This is a genomic window from Kitasatospora sp. NPDC051164 (assembly GCF_044455625.1).
In the GTDB taxonomy this organism is placed as follows: domain Bacteria; phylum Actinomycetota; class Actinomycetes; order Streptomycetales; family Streptomycetaceae; genus Kitasatospora.
Map to the genome: position 1 here is coordinate 247,156 of NZ_JBITFB010000008.1, position 20,282 is coordinate 267,437.

At 67.1% G+C, this 20,282-nt stretch carries 27 protein-coding genes; 25 read left to right on the forward strand and 2 right to left on the reverse strand.

What is annotated here, in order from left to right; genetic code table 11:
- Positions 1-9 precede the first annotated feature (9 nt).
- The 18 genes from ACIBEC_RS14750 to ACIBEC_RS14835 all read left to right on the forward strand — a co-directional run bounded on the left by ACIBEC_RS14750 (position 10) and on the right by ACIBEC_RS14835 (position 14,338).
- Entirely contained in the window at positions 10-1,107 is a 1,098-nt protein-coding gene (locus ACIBEC_RS14750) for a hypothetical protein (protein ID WP_360508098.1), read from the forward strand.
- Positions 1,108-1,195: 88 nt separating this feature from the next.
- Positions 1,196-1,609: a hypothetical protein gene (locus tag ACIBEC_RS14755; RefSeq protein ID WP_360508101.1), complete on the forward strand. Its 414-nt coding sequence runs from the start codon at positions 1,196-1,198 to the stop codon at positions 1,607-1,609.
- Between the two features lie 16 nt (positions 1,610-1,625).
- A complete protein-coding gene (locus ACIBEC_RS14760) occupies positions 1,626-1,904 on the forward strand; it encodes a hypothetical protein (RefSeq protein ID WP_360508104.1) in 279 nt (92 codons plus the stop codon).
- A 10-nt stretch (positions 1,905-1,914) separates the two neighbouring features.
- On the forward strand, positions 1,915-2,133 hold the full coding sequence (locus tag ACIBEC_RS14765) for a hypothetical protein (protein WP_360508107.1): 219 nt from the start codon (positions 1,915-1,917) through the stop codon (positions 2,131-2,133).
- 81 nt (positions 2,134-2,214) lie between these two features.
- On the forward strand, positions 2,215-3,024 hold the full coding sequence (locus ACIBEC_RS14770; protein WP_360508109.1) for a LysM peptidoglycan-binding domain-containing protein: 810 nt from the start codon (positions 2,215-2,217) through the stop codon (positions 3,022-3,024).
- A 67-nt stretch (positions 3,025-3,091) separates the two neighbouring features.
- Positions 3,092-3,355, forward strand: coding sequence for a hypothetical protein (locus tag ACIBEC_RS14775; protein WP_360508112.1), 264 nt, complete (start codon positions 3,092-3,094; stop codon positions 3,353-3,355).
- Positions 3,352-3,936, forward strand: coding sequence for a hypothetical protein (locus tag ACIBEC_RS14780; RefSeq protein WP_360508115.1), 585 nt, complete (start codon positions 3,352-3,354; stop codon positions 3,934-3,936). The genes ACIBEC_RS14775 and ACIBEC_RS14780 overlap by 4 nt, the downstream gene beginning before the upstream one ends.
- A gap of 176 nt (positions 3,937-4,112) precedes the next feature.
- Positions 4,113-4,904 (forward strand): hypothetical protein, encoded by a 792-nt coding sequence (locus tag ACIBEC_RS14785; protein ID WP_360508118.1) that lies wholly within the window; start codon positions 4,113-4,115, stop codon positions 4,902-4,904.
- 92 nt (positions 4,905-4,996) lie between these two features.
- Complete coding sequence (locus ACIBEC_RS14790) at positions 4,997-5,689, forward strand: hypothetical protein (protein WP_360508120.1); 693 nt, start codon at positions 4,997-4,999, stop codon at positions 5,687-5,689.
- 52 nt (positions 5,690-5,741) lie between these two features.
- Positions 5,742-6,335, forward strand: coding sequence for a DNA cytosine methyltransferase (locus tag ACIBEC_RS14795; protein WP_396287931.1), 594 nt, complete (start codon positions 5,742-5,744; stop codon positions 6,333-6,335).
- A gap of 242 nt (positions 6,336-6,577) precedes the next feature.
- A complete protein-coding gene (locus ACIBEC_RS14800; protein WP_360507366.1) occupies positions 6,578-6,895 on the forward strand; it encodes a hypothetical protein in 318 nt (105 codons plus the stop codon).
- A gap of 24 nt (positions 6,896-6,919) precedes the next feature.
- A complete protein-coding gene (locus ACIBEC_RS14805; RefSeq protein WP_360507363.1) occupies positions 6,920-7,045 on the forward strand; it encodes a hypothetical protein in 126 nt (41 codons plus the stop codon).
- Complete coding sequence (locus tag ACIBEC_RS14810; RefSeq protein WP_360507361.1) at positions 7,038-7,553, forward strand: hypothetical protein; 516 nt, start codon at positions 7,038-7,040, stop codon at positions 7,551-7,553. Before ACIBEC_RS14805 ends, ACIBEC_RS14810 begins: the two co-directional genes overlap by 8 nt.
- Positions 7,540-9,975 (forward strand): phage/plasmid primase, P4 family, encoded by a 2,436-nt coding sequence (locus ACIBEC_RS14815; protein WP_360507358.1) that lies wholly within the window; start codon positions 7,540-7,542, stop codon positions 9,973-9,975. The genes ACIBEC_RS14810 and ACIBEC_RS14815 overlap by 14 nt, the downstream gene beginning before the upstream one ends.
- Before the next feature lie 72 nt (positions 9,976-10,047).
- Positions 10,048-11,874: a DNA polymerase gene (locus ACIBEC_RS14820; RefSeq protein WP_360507355.1), complete on the forward strand. Its 1,827-nt coding sequence runs from the start codon at positions 10,048-10,050 to the stop codon at positions 11,872-11,874.
- 476 nt (positions 11,875-12,350) lie between these two features.
- Entirely contained in the window at positions 12,351-13,151 is an 801-nt protein-coding gene (locus ACIBEC_RS14825) for a sigma-70 family RNA polymerase sigma factor (RefSeq protein WP_360507353.1), read from the forward strand.
- A gap of 705 nt (positions 13,152-13,856) precedes the next feature.
- Positions 13,857-14,057: a hypothetical protein gene (locus tag ACIBEC_RS14830; RefSeq protein ID WP_360507351.1), complete on the forward strand. Its 201-nt coding sequence runs from the start codon at positions 13,857-13,859 to the stop codon at positions 14,055-14,057.
- A complete protein-coding gene (locus ACIBEC_RS14835; protein WP_360507348.1) occupies positions 14,054-14,338 on the forward strand; it encodes a hypothetical protein in 285 nt (94 codons plus the stop codon). Before ACIBEC_RS14830 ends, ACIBEC_RS14835 begins: the two co-directional genes overlap by 4 nt.
- Before the next feature lie 55 nt (positions 14,339-14,393).
- On the opposite strand, the gene ACIBEC_RS14840 is transcribed toward ACIBEC_RS14835, so the two are convergent.
- Positions 14,394-15,734, reverse strand: a complete 1,341-nt coding sequence (locus tag ACIBEC_RS14840; RefSeq protein ID WP_360507345.1) for a tetratricopeptide repeat protein — start codon at positions 15,732-15,734, stop codon at positions 14,394-14,396.
- 48 nt (positions 15,735-15,782) lie between these two features.
- Here ACIBEC_RS14840 and ACIBEC_RS14845 point away from each other — a divergent pair, with 48 nt between their 5' ends.
- The 7 genes from ACIBEC_RS14845 (at position 15,783) to ACIBEC_RS14875 (ending at position 19,820) form a co-directional block, all read left to right on the forward strand.
- Complete coding sequence (locus ACIBEC_RS14845; RefSeq protein WP_360507342.1) at positions 15,783-16,340, forward strand: hypothetical protein; 558 nt, start codon at positions 15,783-15,785, stop codon at positions 16,338-16,340.
- A 2-nt stretch (positions 16,341-16,342) separates the two neighbouring features.
- Complete coding sequence (locus tag ACIBEC_RS14850; RefSeq protein ID WP_360507339.1) at positions 16,343-16,627, forward strand: hypothetical protein; 285 nt, start codon at positions 16,343-16,345, stop codon at positions 16,625-16,627.
- Positions 16,624-16,884 (forward strand): hypothetical protein, encoded by a 261-nt coding sequence (locus ACIBEC_RS14855; RefSeq protein WP_360507336.1) that lies wholly within the window; start codon positions 16,624-16,626, stop codon positions 16,882-16,884. Before ACIBEC_RS14850 ends, ACIBEC_RS14855 begins: the two co-directional genes overlap by 4 nt.
- A 546-nt stretch (positions 16,885-17,430) precedes the next feature.
- Complete coding sequence (locus ACIBEC_RS14860; protein ID WP_360507334.1) at positions 17,431-17,946, forward strand: NUDIX domain-containing protein; 516 nt, start codon at positions 17,431-17,433, stop codon at positions 17,944-17,946.
- Entirely contained in the window at positions 17,943-18,239 is a 297-nt protein-coding gene (locus ACIBEC_RS14865; RefSeq protein WP_360507331.1) for a hypothetical protein, read from the forward strand. The genes ACIBEC_RS14860 and ACIBEC_RS14865 overlap by 4 nt, the downstream gene beginning before the upstream one ends.
- 281 nt (positions 18,240-18,520) lie before the next feature.
- Positions 18,521-19,426 carry a radical SAM protein gene (locus tag ACIBEC_RS14870; protein ID WP_360507328.1) on the forward strand — a complete coding sequence of 302 codons (906 nt, stop codon included), beginning with the start codon at positions 18,521-18,523 and terminating at the stop codon, positions 19,424-19,426.
- 34 nt (positions 19,427-19,460) lie between these two features.
- Positions 19,461-19,820, forward strand: a complete 360-nt coding sequence (locus ACIBEC_RS14875) for a hypothetical protein (protein ID WP_360507326.1) — start codon at positions 19,461-19,463, stop codon at positions 19,818-19,820.
- Between the two features lie 92 nt (positions 19,821-19,912).
- On the opposite strand, the gene ACIBEC_RS14880 is transcribed toward ACIBEC_RS14875, so the two are convergent.
- A complete protein-coding gene (locus ACIBEC_RS14880; RefSeq protein ID WP_360507324.1) occupies positions 19,913-20,167 on the reverse strand; it encodes a GntR family transcriptional regulator in 255 nt (84 codons plus the stop codon).
- Positions 20,168-20,282: the final 115 nt, after the last annotated feature.

The window sequence follows — 20,282 nt, forward strand, 5'->3', positions numbered from 1 at the left end:
GGGGCGAGGATGACCGACTATCGGGTGATCTTCGCCGAGTTCGTCAGCGGGGATATCTGGGGCGAGCTTCCGATATCCGATCTCAGCTTCTCAATGGAGATCAACGCGCCGGGGTCCGCCTCGCTGAAAGTCCCTCTCTGGGCTTTCGACTGGCAGGCACTACAGCCTTGGCGGGTGCTGGTCTATATCCAGCGAGGGCAACAGATCCTCTGGGGCGGGCCCCTGCTCGCGTTCGCCGTCGACCTTGAGACCGAGGACGCCACCCTTAGCGCAACGGGGCTGTGGGGGTACTACCGTCGCCGACTGATCAGTATGAGCGTCAGCTATGCCCAACTCGACCAGGGCGCCATCACAAGGGCTCTGGTGTCGAGCTTCGGCGACGGGACTGGGACCGGATACCTTCCGGGCCCGAAAGCCCTTACGTGGGACGGCTCCGCGGTTACCGGGGTTATCCGGGACCGGACGTACGCACGGTACGAATACAAGAACCTCGGTCAGGCCGTAGAGGATCTGGCGGGGGTGCGGGACGGTTTTGATTTCGGGATTTACTACGGGTGGTCCGGCAGCCGCATCCTGAATTCGTTCCGGTTCAGCCCGCAGGGCGGAATCCCTACGGATGTGGTGCTGGAGCATGGCGCGAATTGCGATATTCCGTCGTTCACCGTGGACGGCACCGCCCGTACCACCGAGGCGACCGTGACCGGTGGTGGTGAGGGGGACGACCAACTTGCCGCCGTCTGGGTCGACCTGCCCGCCGAGACCAGCCCGAGCCGGCGAGTCCCGCGGCTGTCGTCGGTGTCGTCCCGGCAGGACGTGACCAGCACGGACACGCTCACCGGGTACGCACAGCAGGCGGTCAGCGAGGGCTCAACTCCCGTCATCCTTCCCGCTGTTCGGCTCTACCCGGACGCCTACCCGGGGCCCGGTGACCTACAGCCGGGGCACCTGGTGCGGGTGCGGGCTAGGGCGGGCGGGCGCCTGGTGCTGGACGGCGCGTACAAGGTCACGGCCGTCTCGGTGAAGGTGACCGACGGCGGCGAGGAATGCACGGTCACGCTGGTGCCGGAGGGGGTGTTCGCCAATGTCGGCAGCGCTTCAACCCCCTAGCCTCGGCCGCGAGTTCGCCGAGCTTCGCCGCCGTCTCGACACGTTGGAGCGCAACCCCGGCCGGGGCGCCCGGGACGAGCCTTTGCCCATGACGCCGTACGAAGGGTGGCCGGGCGGGACAACGTTCCACGCGGTTGCTCAGATCGGGATCGGCGGGTTGAACGCCTCGGTGGTCCGGGTCGACTTCCGGGCGAGCACCAGCGGGAGCGGCTTCGTGGAGTTCCGGTTGTTCGACGTGGACTCGGGCCGCGCAACCACCACCCCGGTATCGGTGGGGATCGCCCCCGGCCAATGGCTTCGGTGCGAGTGGCTTCACACGCTCGACCCGCCGCACACCAGGGCGGGCACGTGGCGCCGTCTGCTGCTGCAGGCAAGGCAGTCGGTCGGGGCGCCCGCGCTCTCGATCGGGCTCGGCCTCGCCTCGGGGGTGTCGACCAGCTCGGCACCGGGGGCGACCGCCGGAGGGACATGGTCCGCGGTGTCCGCCCCGGCCGGCTACTGAGAGGAGACACCTATATATGGCAGACGCACAGGCGTACACGCTAACGATCATCCTGCCGCCCGAGGACGTGCGGGCGATCGTGACCTATGCGACCGGGCTCGACCCGGGACCGCCGACCGCCGAGGCGCACCGCAGAGCGGGCGAGGAAGTGCAGCGGGTGGCCGAGGCTGCGGTAACCGCCTTACTGCGACGCACAGTTGACTTCCGTCCGCTCTCCGCGGCCGTGTCGATTCGCACAGAGGGGGTGGACCCGAATGCACCCATCCCGACCCCCGGACCCGCAGACCCCGCCTGATCAGCTCGGCGTGGTCAGCATCGGCGCCCGTGAAATCTATGACGAGGTGATCGGGCTCCGGAGCGAAGTCCGCTCGATCGGCCAGCAAGCCGAGGGCGTGCGCGAGGAGCTGGACGACCACGAAGCCCGCTTGCGCGCTCTCGAAGCGTGGAAGTACGCACTACCCGTTGCCGCCCTTACCGGCGTAGGCGGCGCCCTGGTGGCCATCGTGCAGGCAGTCGCCAAGTAGGCCACCACACAACCGAATTGACAAATCAGCGAGCCCCGTCCGGGCGTACTCGGGCGGGGTTCTTTCATGCCTGGAGGCATCTTGAGCGTCAACATCATCTCCCGCGCTTCCTGGGGTGCGCGGCCGTGGACCAACGGAGTCGCGGGCGTTCCGCTGTCGGAGCGCACGGAGTTTTTCGTTCACTACGACGGCGGAACCCCGGTCACCCGAACCGGCAACTCGATCCCGCGGGCGATCGAAGCCGAGCACCTGGGCAACGGGTGGAGTGGGATCGGCTACAACTTCGTTGTGGCGCAGGATGGTTCGGTCTATGAGGGCCGAGGCTGGGGCCTGCAGGGCGCGCACTGCCCGAACCACAACAGGTCGGGGATCGGCGTTCAGATCGCTATCGGCGGCGACCAGGCCCCGACGGATGCGGCCCTGCGGTCGGCCCGTGCGCTGTACGACGAAGCGTGTGCGAAGACCGGCCGGACCCTGGCGAAGCGCGGACACCGTGACGGGTTCGCCACCGAGTGCCCGGGTGGCCGTCTCTACTCCTGGGTGCAGGCCGGTATGCCGGCTCCGGGCGGTGGCGGCAACAACGGCGGTGGCTCGACCGGCGGCACCTACACCGTGCGTTCCGGCGACACCCTGTCCGAGATCGGCGAGAAGCTGGGCATCTCCTGGCAGAAGATCGCCGAGACCAACGGCATCCGGTCGCCCTACGTACTCCAGATCGGCCAGGTTCTCCGCCTGCCCGGCTCCGGCGGCGGCACCTACACCGTGCGCTCCGGCGACAGCCTGTCCGTGATCGGCGCCCGCCTCGGTATCAGCTGGCAGCGCATCGCGTCGGCGAACGGCATCCCGGCGCCGTACGTGATCCAGCCGGGCCAGGTTCTCCGCCTGCCGTAGCACGTCCCCCGCGGGGTCGACGTGGCCCCGCGGGCTTTCTCGCAACACTCAACTAAGGGGATTCCCAGTGCAGTTCATCAAGACCAGCCCGGCCCGCCTGTACGCGATCGTTGCGGCCTCGGTCGCCCTGGTCGCCCACTACGTCCCGTCCCTGCCCGTCGTCCTGGTGCTCGCCCTGGCGGCGGCGGTTCTCGGTGCGGGCGAGGCGGTGCAGCGGGTCGAGGACGGCAAGACCGCCGAGGCCCTGGCGACTCCGGCGCCGTCCGAGACCGTCGACCAGGCCGAGGGCGTCGACCAGCTCGCGTTTCCGTTCGAGGCGGACGGCGAGTGACCTTCCGCCATGTGGCACTGATCGGCCGGGCCCGGAGTGGTAAGGACACCATCGGGGCCCGGCTCGGTCGGGAATTCTCGTTCGTCCGGGTCGCGTTCGCCGACCCCTTGCGCTCCGTCGCGCTCGACCTTGACCCGATCGTGGGCGCCGAGTCGACCAGCTACGGGCATCTTCCGATCCGCCTGTCTGATCTGGTCGGCCGGTATGGGTGGGAGACCGCGAAGACGCGATACCCCGAGGTGCGGCGGACCCTGCAGCGACTCGGCGAGGCCGTGCGCACCCATGACCCCGAGTACTGGGTGAGGCTCGCTCTTGAGCGGGTCGACGTGGCCGAGCGGTGGAACATCCCGACCGTCATCACCGACGTACGCCACGTCAACGAACTCGACGCCCTGCGGGCCCGTGGCGCCCTGGTGGTCCGGGTCGTCCGCCCCGGCGTCGACCAGCTCGCCGGCCCCGAGGGGCAGCACGTCACCGAGACCGCCCTAGACCAGGCCGAGGCCGACGTGACCGTGACCAACTCCGGCACGGTCGAGGATCTGCACCGCCTCGCCGACTCGCTCGCCGTCCGGCGGGACTGACAGCGGGTGGTGACGGGTGACGCTGGAGACGGCGAATCTGGTTTTCTCTAGCTGTTCAAGTGCTAAGAGAAACAGGATTTTGCCTCACCAGCGTCACCCCGCCACCCCCACCAACCTAGGGGGAATACATGGCCGGACGAATCCGGACCATTCAGCGCGGGGGCTCACGGTGGTACGTGGACCCGGACACCGCCGTCAAGTACCCGGGAGTCACAAGCGTTATCGCGATGCTCCCGAAGCCTTTCCTTGTCCATTGGGCGGCCCGCATGGCTGCCGAGACCGCAGTGACCAGCCTCGCCGCTGTGCAGTCCATCGCCGAGCGGGACGAAGAGGGCGCGATTGACTACGTGCGAAACGCCCACCTGCGATACACGAAGTCCCGCGCAAAGATCGGATCTGACGCCCATGACCTTTTCGAGCGCATGGCGCGAGGAGAGTACGTCAACCGCGTACACCCTGACCTAGAGCCGTACCGGACCGGGTTCGCCGACTTTCTCAAGGTGGTTAACCCGGAGTTGGTCCGCGCCGAAGACGTGGCCTGGTCGAGCACCCATGAGTACGCGGGCAGTTTTGACGCGATCCTCCGTGTCTGGCTCGACGCCGAGGGCAAGCCGACCGCGGACCGCTCGGGAACTCCGCACTTGCTGATTGTCGATTGGAAGACCAGCAAGAGCGCGTATCCGGACGTGGCTTTGCAGATGGCTGCCTACTCCCACGCTGACTTGATCATCGCGCCCGACGGCACCAGCGAGCCCATGCCGGAGTTCGACGGCGCGGCTGTTCTCCACATCACCGGTGAGGACTGGAGCTTTAAGCCGGTCCGCGCGGACGACGACGTTTTCGGCGTGTTCCTCACGCTGCGAAAGGTCTTCGTCTGGGACCGCGAGACCAGTAAGACCGTGCTCGGCCGCGCTATCGCTAAGTCGGCTCGCCGGCTGATCACCGGTACCGAGCGGCGCGCACGCTGACCACATAACCGAAGAACGTCACTGCAGGGGCGGGCTCAATCCGGGCCACGCCCCTTTTTCATGCCCAAAATCAGGGGGATTTCAGTATGGCTATGCGCATCTTCGAGACCGACCCCGACGCGAAGCCGCGGGGCACTTTCTCGGATGACACGGTGGGCCGGTTCCACTCCGGCAAGCAGGACGAGGACGGTACCCCGGTCGCCCTTGACGAGTGGCGGATTTCCACGGGTGACCCCGAGGTGGCGTCCGCGGTCGCTCAGCTTTTCGGCGGCACCCCCGAGGAGACCGAGACCGACAAGGAGAATTTCATTGTCGTTGACACCAGCACCGCAAAGGTGAAGGTGGTCATTGACGGCGCCTCGGCGATTTCCTCGGATCTCAAGCTGTGGAACGGCAGCAACCTGATTCACCACTGCGACGGAATCGAGTTCCTGTCGCCCGAGGAGGACAAGGGTAAGCCGTGCCGCTGCCCCTCGCTGATGGTCGACCGAAAGGCGGCGGCGAAGGTCAAGCGGGGTCCGTCCCCGTCTATCTCCGTGCTTTTCCGTCTGGCCGATGACCCGAATCTCGGAATCTTCCGATTCCAGTCCGGTTCGTGGAAGCTCGCCGAGGTCCTTTACGAGGTGGAAAACGCGCTCGACCGAATCGGCGGCGAGGCTCTGTGCTCGCTGGAGCTGGAGCGCGTGGAATACACCACTAAGCGTGGCCGGGACGTTTCGTACGTCAAGCCCGTAATCCGGGTTCTTAAGTCCTGGAACGACGCCGTGGCGGACCCGAAGTTCTGAGCCGGCCGGGGCCCCGGGGGTAATTCCTCGGGGCCCCTCTGGGGGGATCTGAATGCCAATCCTTGAGCTGTGCGCCGGGGTCGGCGCCCTCGGCCTGGTCGCCGAGCACATCACCTCTGACCAGGTCCGATACGTCGCCGAGATCGACCCTGCAGCGTCCGCGGTGCTCGCCGAGCACTACCCCGACGCCCCGAACCTCGGCGATATCACCGAAATCGACTGGGCCTCGCTAATCGGCGAGGTCGACATTATCACTTCCGGTTTCCCGTGCCAGGGGATCAGCAACGCCGGACTTCGAAAGGGGTTGGAAGATGAGCGGTCGGGCCTCTGGTACACCGTTCTTGAAGCGATTCGCGTTCTACGACCCCGAGTCGTCTTCCTGGAAAACGTTTCCGCGATTTCCCGTCGTGGGCTCGCGGAAGTCCTCGCCGGGCTTTCCTCGGTCGGGTATGACGCTCGATGGAGTTGCATTCGAGCGTCGGATATCGGAGCCGCACACCACCGGGATAGGTGGTTTTGTGTCGCGGTTCCTCAAGACTCCGACGGGACGGGCGGCCCGGGGCACTCGCCGAATCGGGCGGGCGGGATGAATCTCCGGACTCTCGTTATTCACCTCCCGCATGGTGGGGCGCATACCACCCCGTGATCCGCCGTTGGGAAACCCTCTTCGGGTTCGCCGCTCCGGCACCGACGGAAAAGGGTCCGCGAGGCGGCATCCGAGTCACGGCCCGTTTCGCCGAGTGGCTCATGGGCTTTGTCCCGGGCTGGGTCACCGACGTGCCCGGCCTCACCCGTGGCCAACAGCTCAAGGCCATTGGAAACGCCGTGCAGCCGCAACAGGCATACGCGGCTTTCACCTCACTACTTGACTACCAGGAGGACGACTAAATGGGTAAGCGTGGCGTCATTGTGGACTACGCCGGCGAGGAGCTGCACCCCGGCGACCTGATTGCCTATGCGGCCCGCCAGGGCAACCGCGTGCGGCTCGCTGACGCAATTGTGGAGCGGGTCACCACGAAGTTGGTTGACGGCCGTCTCCGCCCGATGCTGCTGGTCCGGCCGACCGGCACCGAATCCGGATTCACCCGGCGTAAGAGCCTGCGAGCCGAGTGGATTTCCAGCGAGCACGTGCGGCTTGTCCTGCCCGACGTGGCGGACCTGTACGGCGACGACGAAGACGACCCGGACGGGTTCGACTGCGACTAATCACCAGCATTCTTAGGGGGAATCATGATCGTGATCACCGATGAGCCTTTCGCCTTTTTCATGATCGCCGCAATGGCGGGAGTCATCTTCTGTGCCGTGTTCCTCGGCGTGGTGGCGATCATCTGGGGGCGAGGCGGCGACGATGAGTAATCCGAACAAGGCACGCGGCACCGCATGGGAGAGCGCCGTTCGGGACTTCCTGAACCGGCGCCTCGGCCTGGTCGACTCCGCGGGCAAGCTTCTCGCCCCCATGAACGGCGAGAATATCCGCCGGGCCGCACAGGAAGGCGCCCGAGACGTAGGCGATATCCACGCGGCCCCTTTCATTCTCGAATGTAAGGACGTTAAGGGCTCCGCCGTCCCCACGTGGATTCGGCAGGGGCTCGCCGAGGCGGACAACGCCGGATTCCCTCTCTCCGCCGTGGTGCACAAGCGCCGGAACTCGGGCACGGCTACCGCTCGCGTGCATTTCTCCGTAAGCACGTGGACGGCAATCCGGGATTCCCTCGGCATGCCCGTAGACGATGCGGTCGGCCTGTACGGCGCCGAGTACACCGCCCGCGGAATCGACACCGCCCGTTGGTACGTGACTGTCTCGCTCGCGGATTTCGCCGATCTGCTGAGCGACATTCGGGGGGCGCATCGTGCTTTTCGCTGATCTGCTCGGCCGCTTCGGCGACGTGAGCGAGCACCAGGACGGCGGGTACATCGCTGCCTGCCCCGCGCACCAGGACTCACGGCCGAGCCTTCGAATCTGGCGCGGCGACAACGGCACGGTTCGGCTCACCTGCCGAGCCGGCTGCCGTACGGACGACGTGATCCGGGCCGTTCGGCTCGACTGGCCCGACCTGTTCGACTCGACCGGCCCCGGCGCGACCGTCACCAGCGCCCGCCCCGAGCTGGTCGAGGTGCGACACGTTGCGGCCCTCGCCGCCTATGTCGACCGAGCCTCGGCCGCCCTGGTCGACCAGGCCGACGACAACCACACGGGCCGGATCGCCCTCGGGTATCTCCGGGCCCGCTTCGGGATCGACCCGGAGACGGCCGCGGATCTGCAGCTCGGCGCCGACAGCGGGCACCAGGGCGCCGACTTCCGGCACCTCTCCCGCGGGTACCGCGCATACCCCCGGCTGGTGGTGCCGCTGGTCGGCTTCGACGGGATCGCCCGCGGACTGCAGGGGCGGGACCTTAGCGGCGACGACCCTGCCCGATGGGTGAGCCTCGCCAACCCGCGCGGCTTCCGCTGGTCGCCCTTCGGGGTGTTCCGCGGAGCCGGCGGGTACGGGACGTGGCTGGTCTGTGAGGGCCCGTCCGACGCACTGTCCGCGGTGGCCGTGGGGTACGACTCGGTGGCGATCCGGGGTGCCTCGCTCAGTCACTCGCCCGAGCTGGTCGCCGAACTCGCCGAGGGCTTGCGCGGCTCGCTGGTCATCCTCGCCGGCGACCAGGACGAAGCCGGGGCCGGGTTCACCCGCCGTCTCGCCGACGGTCTCGCCGAGCACGGTGTCACGGTGCTGGTACTCGAAATCCCGCAGGGTGTAGGGGACTTGACCGAGTGGCGCGAGGCCGACCCGCTCGGGTTCCCGGCCGAGCTTCACCGCGCGGTCGCTACTGCCCGCCCCCTGCCGGTGGTCGAGCCTGCCGAAGTTCGTTCCCCCTCGCGGGAGTTGGCTTCGGCTGGTGCCGTACTCGACCAGGACGGCGCCGCCGACGCTGCGGGCATCCTCCGCGAGCTGGTCGACAAGTACGGCGAGTCCGACGCGCTCAACGCTGCAGCCCTCGCCGCCTGGTCGAGCGGCACGATCCGGTATGCCCCCGGACTCGGATTCCACGTGTGGGACGGCCGGGTATGGGTGCGCTCTGATGTGCGGGTCCGGCAGGAAATCCACCGCATGGGCGCCGCACTTGTTCTGTCCGGTGATCCGAAGTCCGCCAAGGGCTACACCATGACCACTCGGATTGACAATCTCATGACCGAACTCAAGTCCATACCCGGCGTTCACGTTGCCGCCGAGGAGTTCGACGCGAGGCCCGATCTGATCGCCTTTCGGAACGGTGTCGTCAATCTCAAGACCGGCGAACTCGGACCGCACGACCAGGCCGACCTACTGACGTACTGCCTTGATCTCGACTACGACCCCGAGGCAGAGTGCCCGCGGTGGCTCCGATTCCTCGCCGAGGTGTTCCCGGACTCGCCGGACATGCCTGACTACATTCGGCGCGTGATCGGCTACGGCATCACCGGGCACACCCGGGAACAGATTTTCATGGTGCTGTGGGGGAAGGGCGCGAATGGGAAGTCTGTGTTTCTCGACGCCCTTACAGACGTGTTCCGAGCCATCACAAAGACCACTTCATTTAGCACGTTCGAGGAACGGAAGGGGGGCGGTATCCCGAACGATCTCGCCGCCCTTCGTGCGGCCCGCCTGGTCATGGCTTCCGAGGGCGAGGCAGGGCGTCCAATGTCCGAGGCGATCATTAAGCGCTCGACCGGTGGCGACCTGATGCAGGCGCGTTTTCTGCACCGGGAATTCTTCGAGTTCCGGCCCGCCTTCCTGCTGCTGTTGGCGACCAATCACCGGCCGAAATTCCGGTCGCAGGATGAGGGCCTGTGGCGGCGCGTACGCATGATTCCCTTCCTACGCTATTTCGCGCCGGGTGAGCGGGATTACGACCTTCCCCGCAAGCTTGCCGCGGAGCGCCAGGGCATCGCAGCGTGGGCGGTCCGCGGAGCCGGCGAATGGTACCGCGAGGGCTTGCGAGACCCGCAGGTCATCACGGGTGCCTCGCGGGAGTACAGGGAGACGTCCGACAGCCTCGCGGGCTTCCTGCCGGGCATCCTGGAACGCGCCGACGACTCCCACCAGCTCAACGGCAGCGACGCATTCAACGAGTATTTGACGTGGTGCGAAGCCGAGAACCTGCCCGCTAAGGAGAGGTGGACCAGGAAGACGTTTTACGACGCGCTAGAGGAACGCGGAGTAAGCCGTAAGAAGACTAAGAAGGGTATCGCCCTGGTCGGGCTCCGGCTCGCCAGTGCAAGCCCCGATGCAAAGGGTCCGGGGATCTTCTCCGACTAGTCCCGAAACAGGGTCGTCCGCCTTTGTGCGGGCGGCCCTCTTTCGGGGGTTATGCAGACCTTCCGACACCAGGTGGCCGGAGAGACGGTCACCATTCGAGTCCCCGAGGACACCGCCGACCTACGCGAGTTCTGGGAATGGCTGTACCGGGTCCGGCACGCTGGTCCTATCGCCGTCGACACCGAGACGACCGGACTCAACATCTTCTCGCCCGGCTACCGAATTCGCACCGTACAATTCGGCGATGCCCGCGAGGCGTGGGTGATCCTGTGGGAGCGAGGCGGGTACTTCGAGTCCTACGCCCGGGATGCCCTGCGGCGAATCCCGGAAATGCTCATCCACAACGCCCCGTTTGACTGGCTGGTCCTGGACCGGCATGCCGGAATCCCACTCGAAGACCTCGCACCGCACACCACGGACACCCGTCTACTCGCCGCACTTATCGACCCGAGGCAGCCACAGGAAGGCGGCATAGGCGTTGGCCTGAAACCCCTTTCGGCGTATTGGGTCGACCCCTCGGCGCCGGACACACAGGCAGGGCTTACGGCGGTTTTCCGATCCCACGGGTTGACCAAAGAGACCGGGTGGGCCGGAATTCCGCTCACGGACCCAACTTTTCTGCTCTACGCCGGACTTGACGTGATCCTCACGGCGAGGCTGGAGCCCATTCTACGGCGCGAGCTCGCCCGGCTGGAGGTTCGGCCGGCTCTGGTGCCGTACGAGCACGAGATAGCCCGGATCTGCACCACGATGCAGCGCACGGGCCTGGTGCTGGACGTGCCGTACACCCTCACGCTTGACGACCAGCTCGGCGCCGACGCGCTGACCTACGCCGAGGCTGCTCGGCGGTACGGGGTCGACAACGTCAACTCGACTGCACAGCTCTCCGCGGCGTTGGTCGGGATGGGTGAAGTGCTCACCGAGACGACGGCGAGCGGCGCCCTGCGGGTCGACAAGAGCGTGTTGCACGGCCTCGCCGATCTGAGCTTGCAGGGCGAGCCGCTGGGCTTGCGGACCCCGAACCCCCTCGCCGCCGCGGTGCTCAAGAGCAAGCGGGCGGGCAAGTGGCGATCGGCCTACACCAGCACGTTCCTTGAGACGGTCGACGTTGACGGCCGGGTCCACCCGTTCATCAACAGCCTGCAAGCCCGAACCGGCCGGATGAGCATCACGCGCCCGGCACTGCAGACGCTCCCGAGTACGGACCAGATGATCCGGCGTGCGCTGCTCGCCGACCCCGGGCACGTCGTAATCTCCTGCGATTTCAAGGCCGTCGAACTCCGGGTTTTGGCGGCCCTGGCAGACGTCAAGGCCATGAAGTCCGCAATTTCTGATGGGCGGGACCTGCACGACTACACTGCCAGCATTCTTTTCGGTGACGGATTCACGCCGAAGCAACGCAAGCTTTCCAAGTCGACCGGCCTCGGAAAGGTCTACGGCGGCGGGGCGGCGACGATTGCACGACAGTCCGGCGTCCCGGTCGAGGACGTACAGCGGGCTATCCGGGCATACGACCGCCTGTACCCGGAGATCAAGCGAGCGGCCCGCAGGTGGCAGCGTGAGGCAATGGAAACCGGAATGGTGTCCATTTCGGTGACCGGCCGACGGCTTCCATTGGACCGGGACCGAGTTTACGCCGTGACAAATTATATGTGTCAAAGCGCGGCCCGTGACGTGCTCGGGCAGTCGCTTCTCAATATCGAGGAAGCCGGATTGCTCGATATGTTGCGTTTGCCTATTCATGATGAATGCCTCCTTTCGGCTCCGGCCGGCGAGGCTGCCGACGTGGCGCGGGAGGTCGAGCGGTGCATGACGTGGCCCCTCATGGGGGTGCCGATCGAGGGCGAGGCAGAGATAGGCGGGCGGTCATGGGGGAGCCTGTACGGGTCTGATTACTGATCTGTCAAGCGAACCCCATACACACTTGCCGAAGCTATGCAAGCCCCATCGAGACGCCTAATTCCGGTAAAGGGTTGTGCCTTGTTAGATAACGGTTAGATTACTTTGGCGGCTGTTTCGGGGCTCTAGGCAGCGCTGATCTCACGCTGCGTGATATTCGGCGTAACGATCTGGCCATGGGTGACGAAATATAACGCTCATGGTGACAGTCCCGAGGTTATGTCCCGGTATGTGAGTAGCTTGTCCTGCTTTAACCACATTGGCCGCGCGCAATTCAAATCCTAAGTTCGAATGCATCGCAGCGACCGAGTGAATGCATCGCCCCGTCCTGCTAGCCCGGGACGGGGCATTTCTATGCCCTCTTCCAAATCAATCCAAAGCCGTCAAGGGGTGAAGTCTGCCCTTTTTCAGCCCCGGCCCGGGATATCGTCCCCCTCTTCCAAGGGGGAGCCAACCCGAGGAACCGGAGCCCCCCAATGATCGAGCTTTCTGCCGAGACCCTTGCTGCCGCTAAGAACAACGACATATCCGCGGTCGCCGCCGTGGTCGCCGCAACCGAAGACCTGGTGATGAGTCGAGCCCGACGTGTTGCGGGTAGCGACGTGGCGTCCGTGGATGACTACGCACAAGCCGGACGCATGGCTGTCTGGGAGGGAATCAAGCGGTTCGAGGGTGAGACCCTGGCCGAGTTCGTGGCGTTCATCGGCCGCTCTATTTTCGGCGCCATGGCCGACGCCCGCCGAGAGGAAATGATGCGCGGAGTGAGCCCGCACGCCGCAAAGGTCTTCGGGGAGGCACTGGCGCAGGCCGCCGGCGACCCCTACGAAGCCGAGCAGATTGCCGCGTCCGAGGCCATGGGCAAGGATCGGCTTTCCCGAGAACTCGCGTTCGCCGCTCGCCTCTCCTGGGCCGGTATGGATTCGCTCGACAGGCCGTTCAACGTCGATATCACGGGCGAATCGGTGAGCCTCGGGGACGTGGTCGCCCGCGAGATTGAGATGCCCGCGGACCTGGTCGAGCCGCGCGACGTGGCAGCACACCGCCGGAAGGTGGTCCGCGAGCGGGTTCACCTTGCCCTCGGTCGCCTGTCAGAGCGCCAACGGACCGTGCTCAAGGCGGGGTATGGAATCGCACCCCTTGCGCTGTACCGCGTGGCGGTGGACGACTCCGAGCTAGCCGCGGAACTCGGCGCGACCCCGGCTCAAGTGCAGATGGCCCGATACAGGGGCGGGCTGCGGTTCGCCGAGGTGTACACCGAGGGGGCCCGCGAGTGCTGACCATCGAGACTGCAGACGGCGGGACGCTGGAGATCACCCGTTGCGGGGCTCTGGTGGATCTCCACTTGCGGGACGCCGAGGGGCGCACGGTCTCGACCGTCACCCGCCGAGCCGGCGAGGCTGCCCTACTGCTCTCCGGCCCCCGTTCCATCACAAGGCGCAGGATCGGCACCCCGCCGACACAGGATCTCCCTCGGCCGTCGGCGCGTGAACGGAGCGATACGGGAGCGTCAAGCCTCTAGCTGACGGTTGCTCAGAGTGCCCGACTCGCCGAGGAGATGTTTGGATTTGAACTGACTGTGTGTTACTGGCCCCCGCTTCGGCGGGGGCCCTTTTTTGCGTCCGTGTACACGACAGTACAAAAACTAGTTTGAGAATCTGGTGTGACGTGCGCAACCTGGGCGCCTGGTGAGCGTCCTAACAACCAAGGGGGGACTAGGACAAATGCGTCATGTGCACACCAGGTCAGCCCATCCGGAATACCCCCTTCCGCGGATCGAACGAGTGTTCTAAGGTAAGCGAATGGTCACGCACCGCAGCGAATGGCAGGTATCCACCACTATCTACGTAACTCCCCGTAACTGTGACGGGGACGGCCGAGGGGGCGGCTTGGAGGTGTGCACGGGCGCGAGCGGAGTACTGGCAGCGACCCACGTACGCACCTGCGGCGACCTGCCCCCGATTTTGGAAACACAAGGGGGAATCGTGGCGAAGCGGCTGACGACCGTCATCCGGTACCGCAGTTTCAGGCTGGTCGCACGGGAGACGACCAGCCGGGGCCTGGTTGGCATGGTCGAGTGGATGCAAGACCCGGACACCGGGCTCTGGCGGATGCACGACGCCCCGTGGACCGTCTGTGACGCCGGGCAGCACCGCCCCGGCAACCCCCTGGTGGTGGCAGCGTGACCATGACCAGAGAGCGCCATTTCCTGCTGTCCCGTGACGACCAGGCCGACGCCTACGACGTGGCGTTCCGCCTCGGCGGTGTGCTGGTCCGTGCCGGGATCACCGAGCGGTACGGCGTGTCCGTGCAGCGCATCCCGGGCGGCCGGCGAGCTGCACCCGCATGGGGCGTGTACCTGGTCGACCGCGAGGCGGACGCGCCGACCCCGGCCGGGCTCGCCCTGGTGACCACGGTCCGGCACACGTCTGCTCTGGTGGCCGAGCTGGTCGGCCTCGCAGCGTAGGCATGACGAAGCCCCGTCGCTCCGTGGCAGAGCGGCGGGGCCTCGGCGGGCTCGGCTATGCGGCGAGGCGGACCGGGACCAGGGTCCGGGCCCGTTCGTAGAGATCCCGGGCATCCGGGTTGGTGGGGTGGCTGGTGAGCAAGCCGAGCATGTTCCGGATCTTCGCATCTGCTCGACCCGACTGGACTAGCGGATAGTCGTCTAGGACGCCGTGCCACGTCGCCCATGCCTGTTCGGACTTTCCTGCCTTGAGCTGCCATTCGGCCAGCAGCGCACCGTACCGGACTCGGGTGCGCCGGTAGACGTCATGGCGCAGCTTGTCGGACAGCTCTAGCGACTCGACCGCACCAGTCAAGTCGCCTAGTTCGTAACGAACTTGGCCGATGTGGTAGTTGAGTGATGAGGGGTCGTAGGAGCCGAAAGCCTTACTCTCCGACTCCGCTCGGTCCATCGCCCGCTCTGCCTCGCCGATCAGCCGCATTGCCGTTGCCGTGTCGCCGATCTGTGCCGCCGAGTGTGCTTGTTGGCCAGCGAGGAACGCGCGCATCCGGGGACCGGCTACGGGGGAAGCAGCCGAGGCAGCGTCCGCGAGCTGCATTGCACGCTTCCCGTGCCCGAGGTCAACGGCTTGCACACTCATGCCGCGGAGCGTGGTGCAGTAGGTCAGGTGGTCGTCGGCGATACCGGCCAACTCCAACGCCTTGACGTAGTAGCGCTGTGCGAGGCCGTGCAGCCCTTCGTCAACCGCCATGTACCCCGTGAGGTAGCAGAGATCCGAGGCGGCCGACATCATCGCCTGTCGAACGGCTTCTGGGGCCTCGGCACGTAGGTACGGCCCCACCGTGTTTACCAGGTAGCTAGCCGCCATCGGTCGCGCTGCTCTACCCCCGAACTTGTCGTCAATACTGCTCAGTTCCTCGGTCATGGCGATCACGGATGCCACTTCGGGCATCCCTATCCGGATGGTCTCGCCACGCTGGATTGACTCGGCGCGAGCTAGCACGTCCTGCCACCCCGGGACCGTCAACGCCACAGCGAAGAGAGACGCGCCGAGCACGCTCCGCCGCGAGGGGTCCATATCCGCCCTCCCCAACTCGATCAGTGCTTCGACCGTACCCGTTGGGCCGGTCGGCAGATCGGGCGGCGAGGGGAACCCGGCTTCGGAGTGTGTCACCAGTCGACCTAGCCGGCGGGCAAGCGCTTCAAGGATGGCAGTCTGGGCCGGAGCCTCGGGTTCTGTTCCGGCCACCCACTGCGAGACGTTCGGCTGACTGTAGTTCGTCGGCCTACCGCTCTCGGTACCCACCAGGTTGACGGCCCGCGCAAAGGCTCCCTGTGTGAACTGCGCTTCCGTCAAGAGCCGTGCCAGGGAAGGGTTTGGCTGTCGCTTCGCCATCGGTGGAACTCCCCGCTCCGCTTTTATGGGTCGTATATCGCGCAAGCGTTGCGAGCCTACCGCGGAGCGTGGTCATGCGGTTGCGTAGAGCACAACAAGCCAACCGGCAACGTTCGAGGGGTCACCGTGGCGAACAGAAAGCTACGCAAGATCACTAAGCGACAGCGCAAAGCCGCCCGCGAGGCGTGCGCGGAGCTGCGCGAGGTCGCCGCGGCGGCCGGGTGCCCGCTCCCGTCCCTCGGGGTGGTCCCGGGCGCATCGCTGATCACTGGGGAAGTCCTGGTGGATCTCGGATGGGCTCGCCCCGAGTCGGTCGCCAACCTGGTGGACGTGCTCCGGGTCGGACTCGAATCGCTTGCCGCGAAGTCGAGCCCCGTTACCCCGTTGCTCCGGCCGAGGGTCGGTGACCTGGTGGTGGACACGGAGTCGGAACGGGTCGGCGAGTTCGAGGGTTCGACCGACACCGGGTGGACCCTCTCCCCGTGGCCGAGCCCCGGCGAGACGTGGACGGCCGATCCGCTCAAGGTGCGGGTGCCGACCAGCAACGAGCGAGCACGGGCGGTCATGGCCACCGAAAGCGCCGACAGCACACAGAAGGTTGGTTGACCGTGGTACTCGAAGTACCCGCCCGCGAGATCGGCAAGCGGCGCTTGTTCCGCTTCCTGCTCTGGAAGTTCGGCCCGGACCCCGACCGCGACGAAGTGCACTTGGTCTACTGCGAGGGCGAAGCCGAGGACGGCACCCCGTGCGGTGCGGACTCGGGCGAGCACATTGAGCGAGAGACCGCCGAACTGTGGGCGTTCGAGCACGCGGCCGACGAGCCGGAGCACCGGAGTTACGGGCACTTGGCCTACCGGCCGATGATCACGACGCCCACGGAGGAACCGACGTGACCCGGCTGACCCTGGTTACCGGCCTGGTGACGCTCGGCCTCGGTGCCCTGCCCGCTGGTGTCGTGCTCGGCGTCGCCCTGGCGGACCCGAACGACGCGCGGAAGTGGGTGTGGTCCTTCGTCGCCCTGGCGGTCGCCATGATCGGCATGTCCTACGGCCCCGACTGGCTCGAAGGGTGGCAGCGCCGACGACGTGCGCGGGCTCGGGTCCGTGCTGCGCTGTGCCGCGAGGCCGGAGAACGGCGGGCCGCCCGGTGACCGGCGAACCGTCCGGGTGGCGTGCCGGCTGGTGCGTGCCGTGTGGGTCCGAGGCCGAGGTGACCGAGATACCGTCCACCCCCCGGCGCAAGCGAATGACCGTTTGCCGCGGGCACCACCGGCGGTACGTCCGCCGTCTGCACCTCGGGCCGAAGCTGAACACGTGGGCCGGTGCGCTCCGCCGCCAGCGCCCCGCGCAGGTCGACGCCGCGGTGTAGTCCCCCCTGATCTCCCGGGGCTGCCGCTTTCCTCCCCGCGGCACCCCCGGGCACCAACACCCGTCCCGAGCGTGGCCATTCACGTGACATGGCTCGGGACGGGGCAGTACCCGCCGAGGCTGTTCGGCGGAAGGGCGCGTGCTGCGGTGCTCGCGCCGGTCGCCCTGGTCCTGGTTGTCGGGACTCGGGCCGGGGCGACCCCCTTGATTCCCGTCGGCCGACTGAACCGGCGGGTTGCACAGCCCCCGCCGCTCGGTGACGTGACCAGTGGACCACGGACGACCGAGCGGCGGGGCCGAACCTCTACTACCGATGATGGGGAACTACCTTGACGCACAACGAAATTCAGCACGACATGCAGCCCCGCCGCCGCCTCGGATGCGTGGTGCTGATCACCCGCGAGGACACCGGGGCCGTACTCACGGTGCAGACCACGTACAAGGACCGGCCGATCCTGCCCGGTGGCGGCGCCCACGCGGGGGAGAAGATCGCCGATGCCGCCGCGCGGGAGCTGCTGGAGGAAACCGGGCTGCGCCGGACCCTGACGCACGCCCTCGCGGTCGACCAGATGGAGGCGAACGAGGCGACCGGCGCCAACGAGGGGTTGAACGTTGTGGTGGACGGCGGGATGTTGACCGCCGAGGAGGCCGAGGGCCTGTCCATCCCGGCGAGGGCGGACGACGAGATCCGAGAGCTGGTATGGATCAAGCCGGAACAGTTCGCCGGCAAGCTCGCCAAGTACCAGGCCGACCGCATCGGCTTCGCGCTCGACGCCCGCGAGGCCGGTCACGGGCTGCCGCTGCTGTTCATCGGCGAGCCCGCGGGGGTCCACGTCGCCGCGTGACCACCAGTCCGCCCGAGTGCCCCGAGGGGCCCCGCCACCGGGTGGCGGTCACCCCGCACACCGAGGTGCCGGAACACGGTCCGGACGGTCCGGTCTGGCGCTGTGAGACCTGCGGCCGGTACGGGGCCGTACTCACCGAGGCATGGGCCGACCTGTTCCCCGGTGAGCCGTTGGTGGTTCCCCTCGGGCGCACTCCGCCCGGCACGGCTCCGCCCGTTCTGAGCCCTGCCCTCAACTTCCCGAAGCGGCGGAAGGAAGCGTTCTACCGCAACGGGGCCCGATCCCTGCTGTAAGGCAGGTGGCTCGCTGCACTCCGGAGTGCAGCGGGAGCACAACCGCTGTTCCCCGGCGAGGATCACGCATCCGGAGCACGGCCTACCCGTCAGACGTGGACGGGAGCACCGACCCCGGCCCCGCCTCGCCCGTCCGACGGGATGCCCCTCCCACGGGGTGAGGAACAGCACCGCCCGCCCTGGTCGCCCCCACCGAGACCGACCAGGGCGGGCCCTTGCACCACCAGCGAGACACCGCCGAGCCACCCGAGCCGGCGGCCGACTCTACGGAGGGAGCACCAGTGACCATCACCGCAATCGAGACCGACGTTCGGTCCCGCCCGCCCGCGCCGCTCGACTTCGCGTGGCTGGAGGTGACGGGGTTCTGCAACGAGGAGTGCGATCACTGCTACGCGGACTCCGGCCCGCAGGGCACGCACGGCAAGATGACCGCGGACAACTGGCGGTCCGTGCTCGACCAGCTCGCCGAGATGGGCACGCGGAACGTGCAGTTCATCGGCGGCGAACCGACGCTTTACCCGCACCTCGGGGACCTGATCATCTACGCCCGGGGCAAGGGACTCGCGGTCGAGGTCTTCTCGAACATGACCTACATCACGCCCGCGCTGTGGGACGTGCTCAAGTCGACCGGGGCGAGCCTCGCAACGTCCTACTACAGCGACCAGGCCGACGACCACGACACCGTGACCCGGCACCGCGGATCGCACCGGAAGACCCGGGCGAACATCGCCAAGGCGGTGGCCCTCGGCATCCCGGTGCGCGGCGGGGTGATCACGGTCAACCCGGGGCAGCGCGTCGACCAGGCCGTGACCGATCTCCAGAGCCTCGGCGTGGTCGAGATCGGCGGCGACCGGACCCGGGCATTCGGCAGGGCGAGCCGCGGGGTTCAACCGAAGGTGGCCGACCTGTGCGGGCACTGCGCGCACGAGAAGTGCGCCATCCTGCCGAACGGGGACGTGGTGCCGTGCGTGCTCGGCCGCTTCCTGCCGGTGGGCAACGTGCTCGAACAGCCGCTTTCGGCGATCTGGTCCGGTGACCGACTCGCCGACGCCCTCGCCGAGATCGGGCGCGAGTGCGACACCGCGCAGAGCTGCACCCCGCCACAGTTCCTTCCGATGTGCGGGCCGTGTCAGCCGTGCGTGCCCTCGGTGGGACACTGCGACCCGCCCGGGGCCGTGACCGCATAGCATCGGAGCCCCATCTAGGCGACCAGGGAGCGGCATGGACAACCACGGCGACCACTACGGCGACGACTGGATGCCGTGGCCCGGAGACGGGCCCAACGGGTGGCCGGCGAAGACGCCGGATCAGTGGCTCGACGTGGCCCGGTACGTCCGCCACTCGGCGAACAAGCTCGGCGAGGATCTGCCGCTGTGCCTGCCCGGCGAGCCCAACGAGTGCGGGCGCAGTGCCCAACAGCACGCGGTCATCTGGGGCGCCGAACTCAAGGCGAGGGCGCACCACGTGATTGAGACGGCGGTACCCACGCAGGAGTACGGCGTGTGGGCGGCGAAGACTCTGTTCCGCGGCAGGCTGGACGAACTCCGGGCGAAGGGCCCCGACCGGGCGCCGATAGAGTGAGACCGGGGCGCGGCGGTTCCTGGGATTACGACCCCCCGCCTTCGCTGCGCCCCTTGGCCCCGTCCCGCTGGTGAACTCCGGCAGGGCGGGGCCTACTCCGTACCAGCGGGCGGAGCGGGCACCTTCCCCGTGATGAACGACCCCATCCCGTGCTCGGTGCGCACATACCCGTCACGGCGAAGCGACGCCATGACCTTCCCCATGGTGACCCGAGTCACGCCGAACTCGCGTTCCAGCGCCAACGCCGTGATCCGCTGTCCTGGCACGTAAGCCCTCTCGCGGATGCGCTTGTGCACCTCGGCCACGATCTGTGGCCACTTCGGGCGGCTGTCATCGAACTCGAACACACCAGGACCGTACACAGCGGTGGGGATTCACTGCCTGTAGTTGTCTGTAGACACCTATAGCGAACCCTAGTATTTTCGGGAAAAGAAACGCCCCGGGACTGTGCGACCAGTCACC

Coding starts and splice junctions, on each gene's coding strand:
- ACIBEC_RS14750 (WP_360508098.1), top strand. CDS start 10: ATGACCGACTATCGGGTGATCTTCGCCGAGTTCGTCAGCGGGGATATC.
- ACIBEC_RS14755 (WP_360508101.1), top strand. CDS start 1,196: ATGACGCCGTACGAAGGGTGGCCGGGCGGGACAACGTTCCACGCGGTT.
- ACIBEC_RS14760 (WP_360508104.1), top strand. CDS start 1,626: ATGGCAGACGCACAGGCGTACACGCTAACGATCATCCTGCCGCCCGAG.
- ACIBEC_RS14790 (WP_360508120.1), top strand. CDS start 4,997: ATGCGCATCTTCGAGACCGACCCCGACGCGAAGCCGCGGGGCACTTTC.
- ACIBEC_RS14795 (WP_396287931.1), top strand. CDS start 5,742: ATGCCAATCCTTGAGCTGTGCGCCGGGGTCGGCGCCCTCGGCCTGGTC.
- ACIBEC_RS14800 (WP_360507366.1), top strand. CDS start 6,578: ATGGGTAAGCGTGGCGTCATTGTGGACTACGCCGGCGAGGAGCTGCAC.
- ACIBEC_RS14805 (WP_360507363.1), top strand. CDS start 6,920: ATGATCGTGATCACCGATGAGCCTTTCGCCTTTTTCATGATCGCCGCA.
- ACIBEC_RS14810 (WP_360507361.1), top strand. CDS start 7,038: ATGAGTAATCCGAACAAGGCACGCGGCACCGCATGGGAGAGCGCCGTT.
- ACIBEC_RS14825 (WP_360507353.1), top strand. CDS start 12,351: ATGATCGAGCTTTCTGCCGAGACCCTTGCTGCCGCTAAGAACAACGAC.
- ACIBEC_RS14840 (WP_360507345.1), bottom strand. CDS start 15,734: ATGGCGAAGCGACAGCCAAACCCTTCCCTGGCACGGCTCTTGACGGAA.
- ACIBEC_RS14875 (WP_360507326.1), top strand. CDS start 19,461: ATGGACAACCACGGCGACCACTACGGCGACGACTGGATGCCGTGGCCC.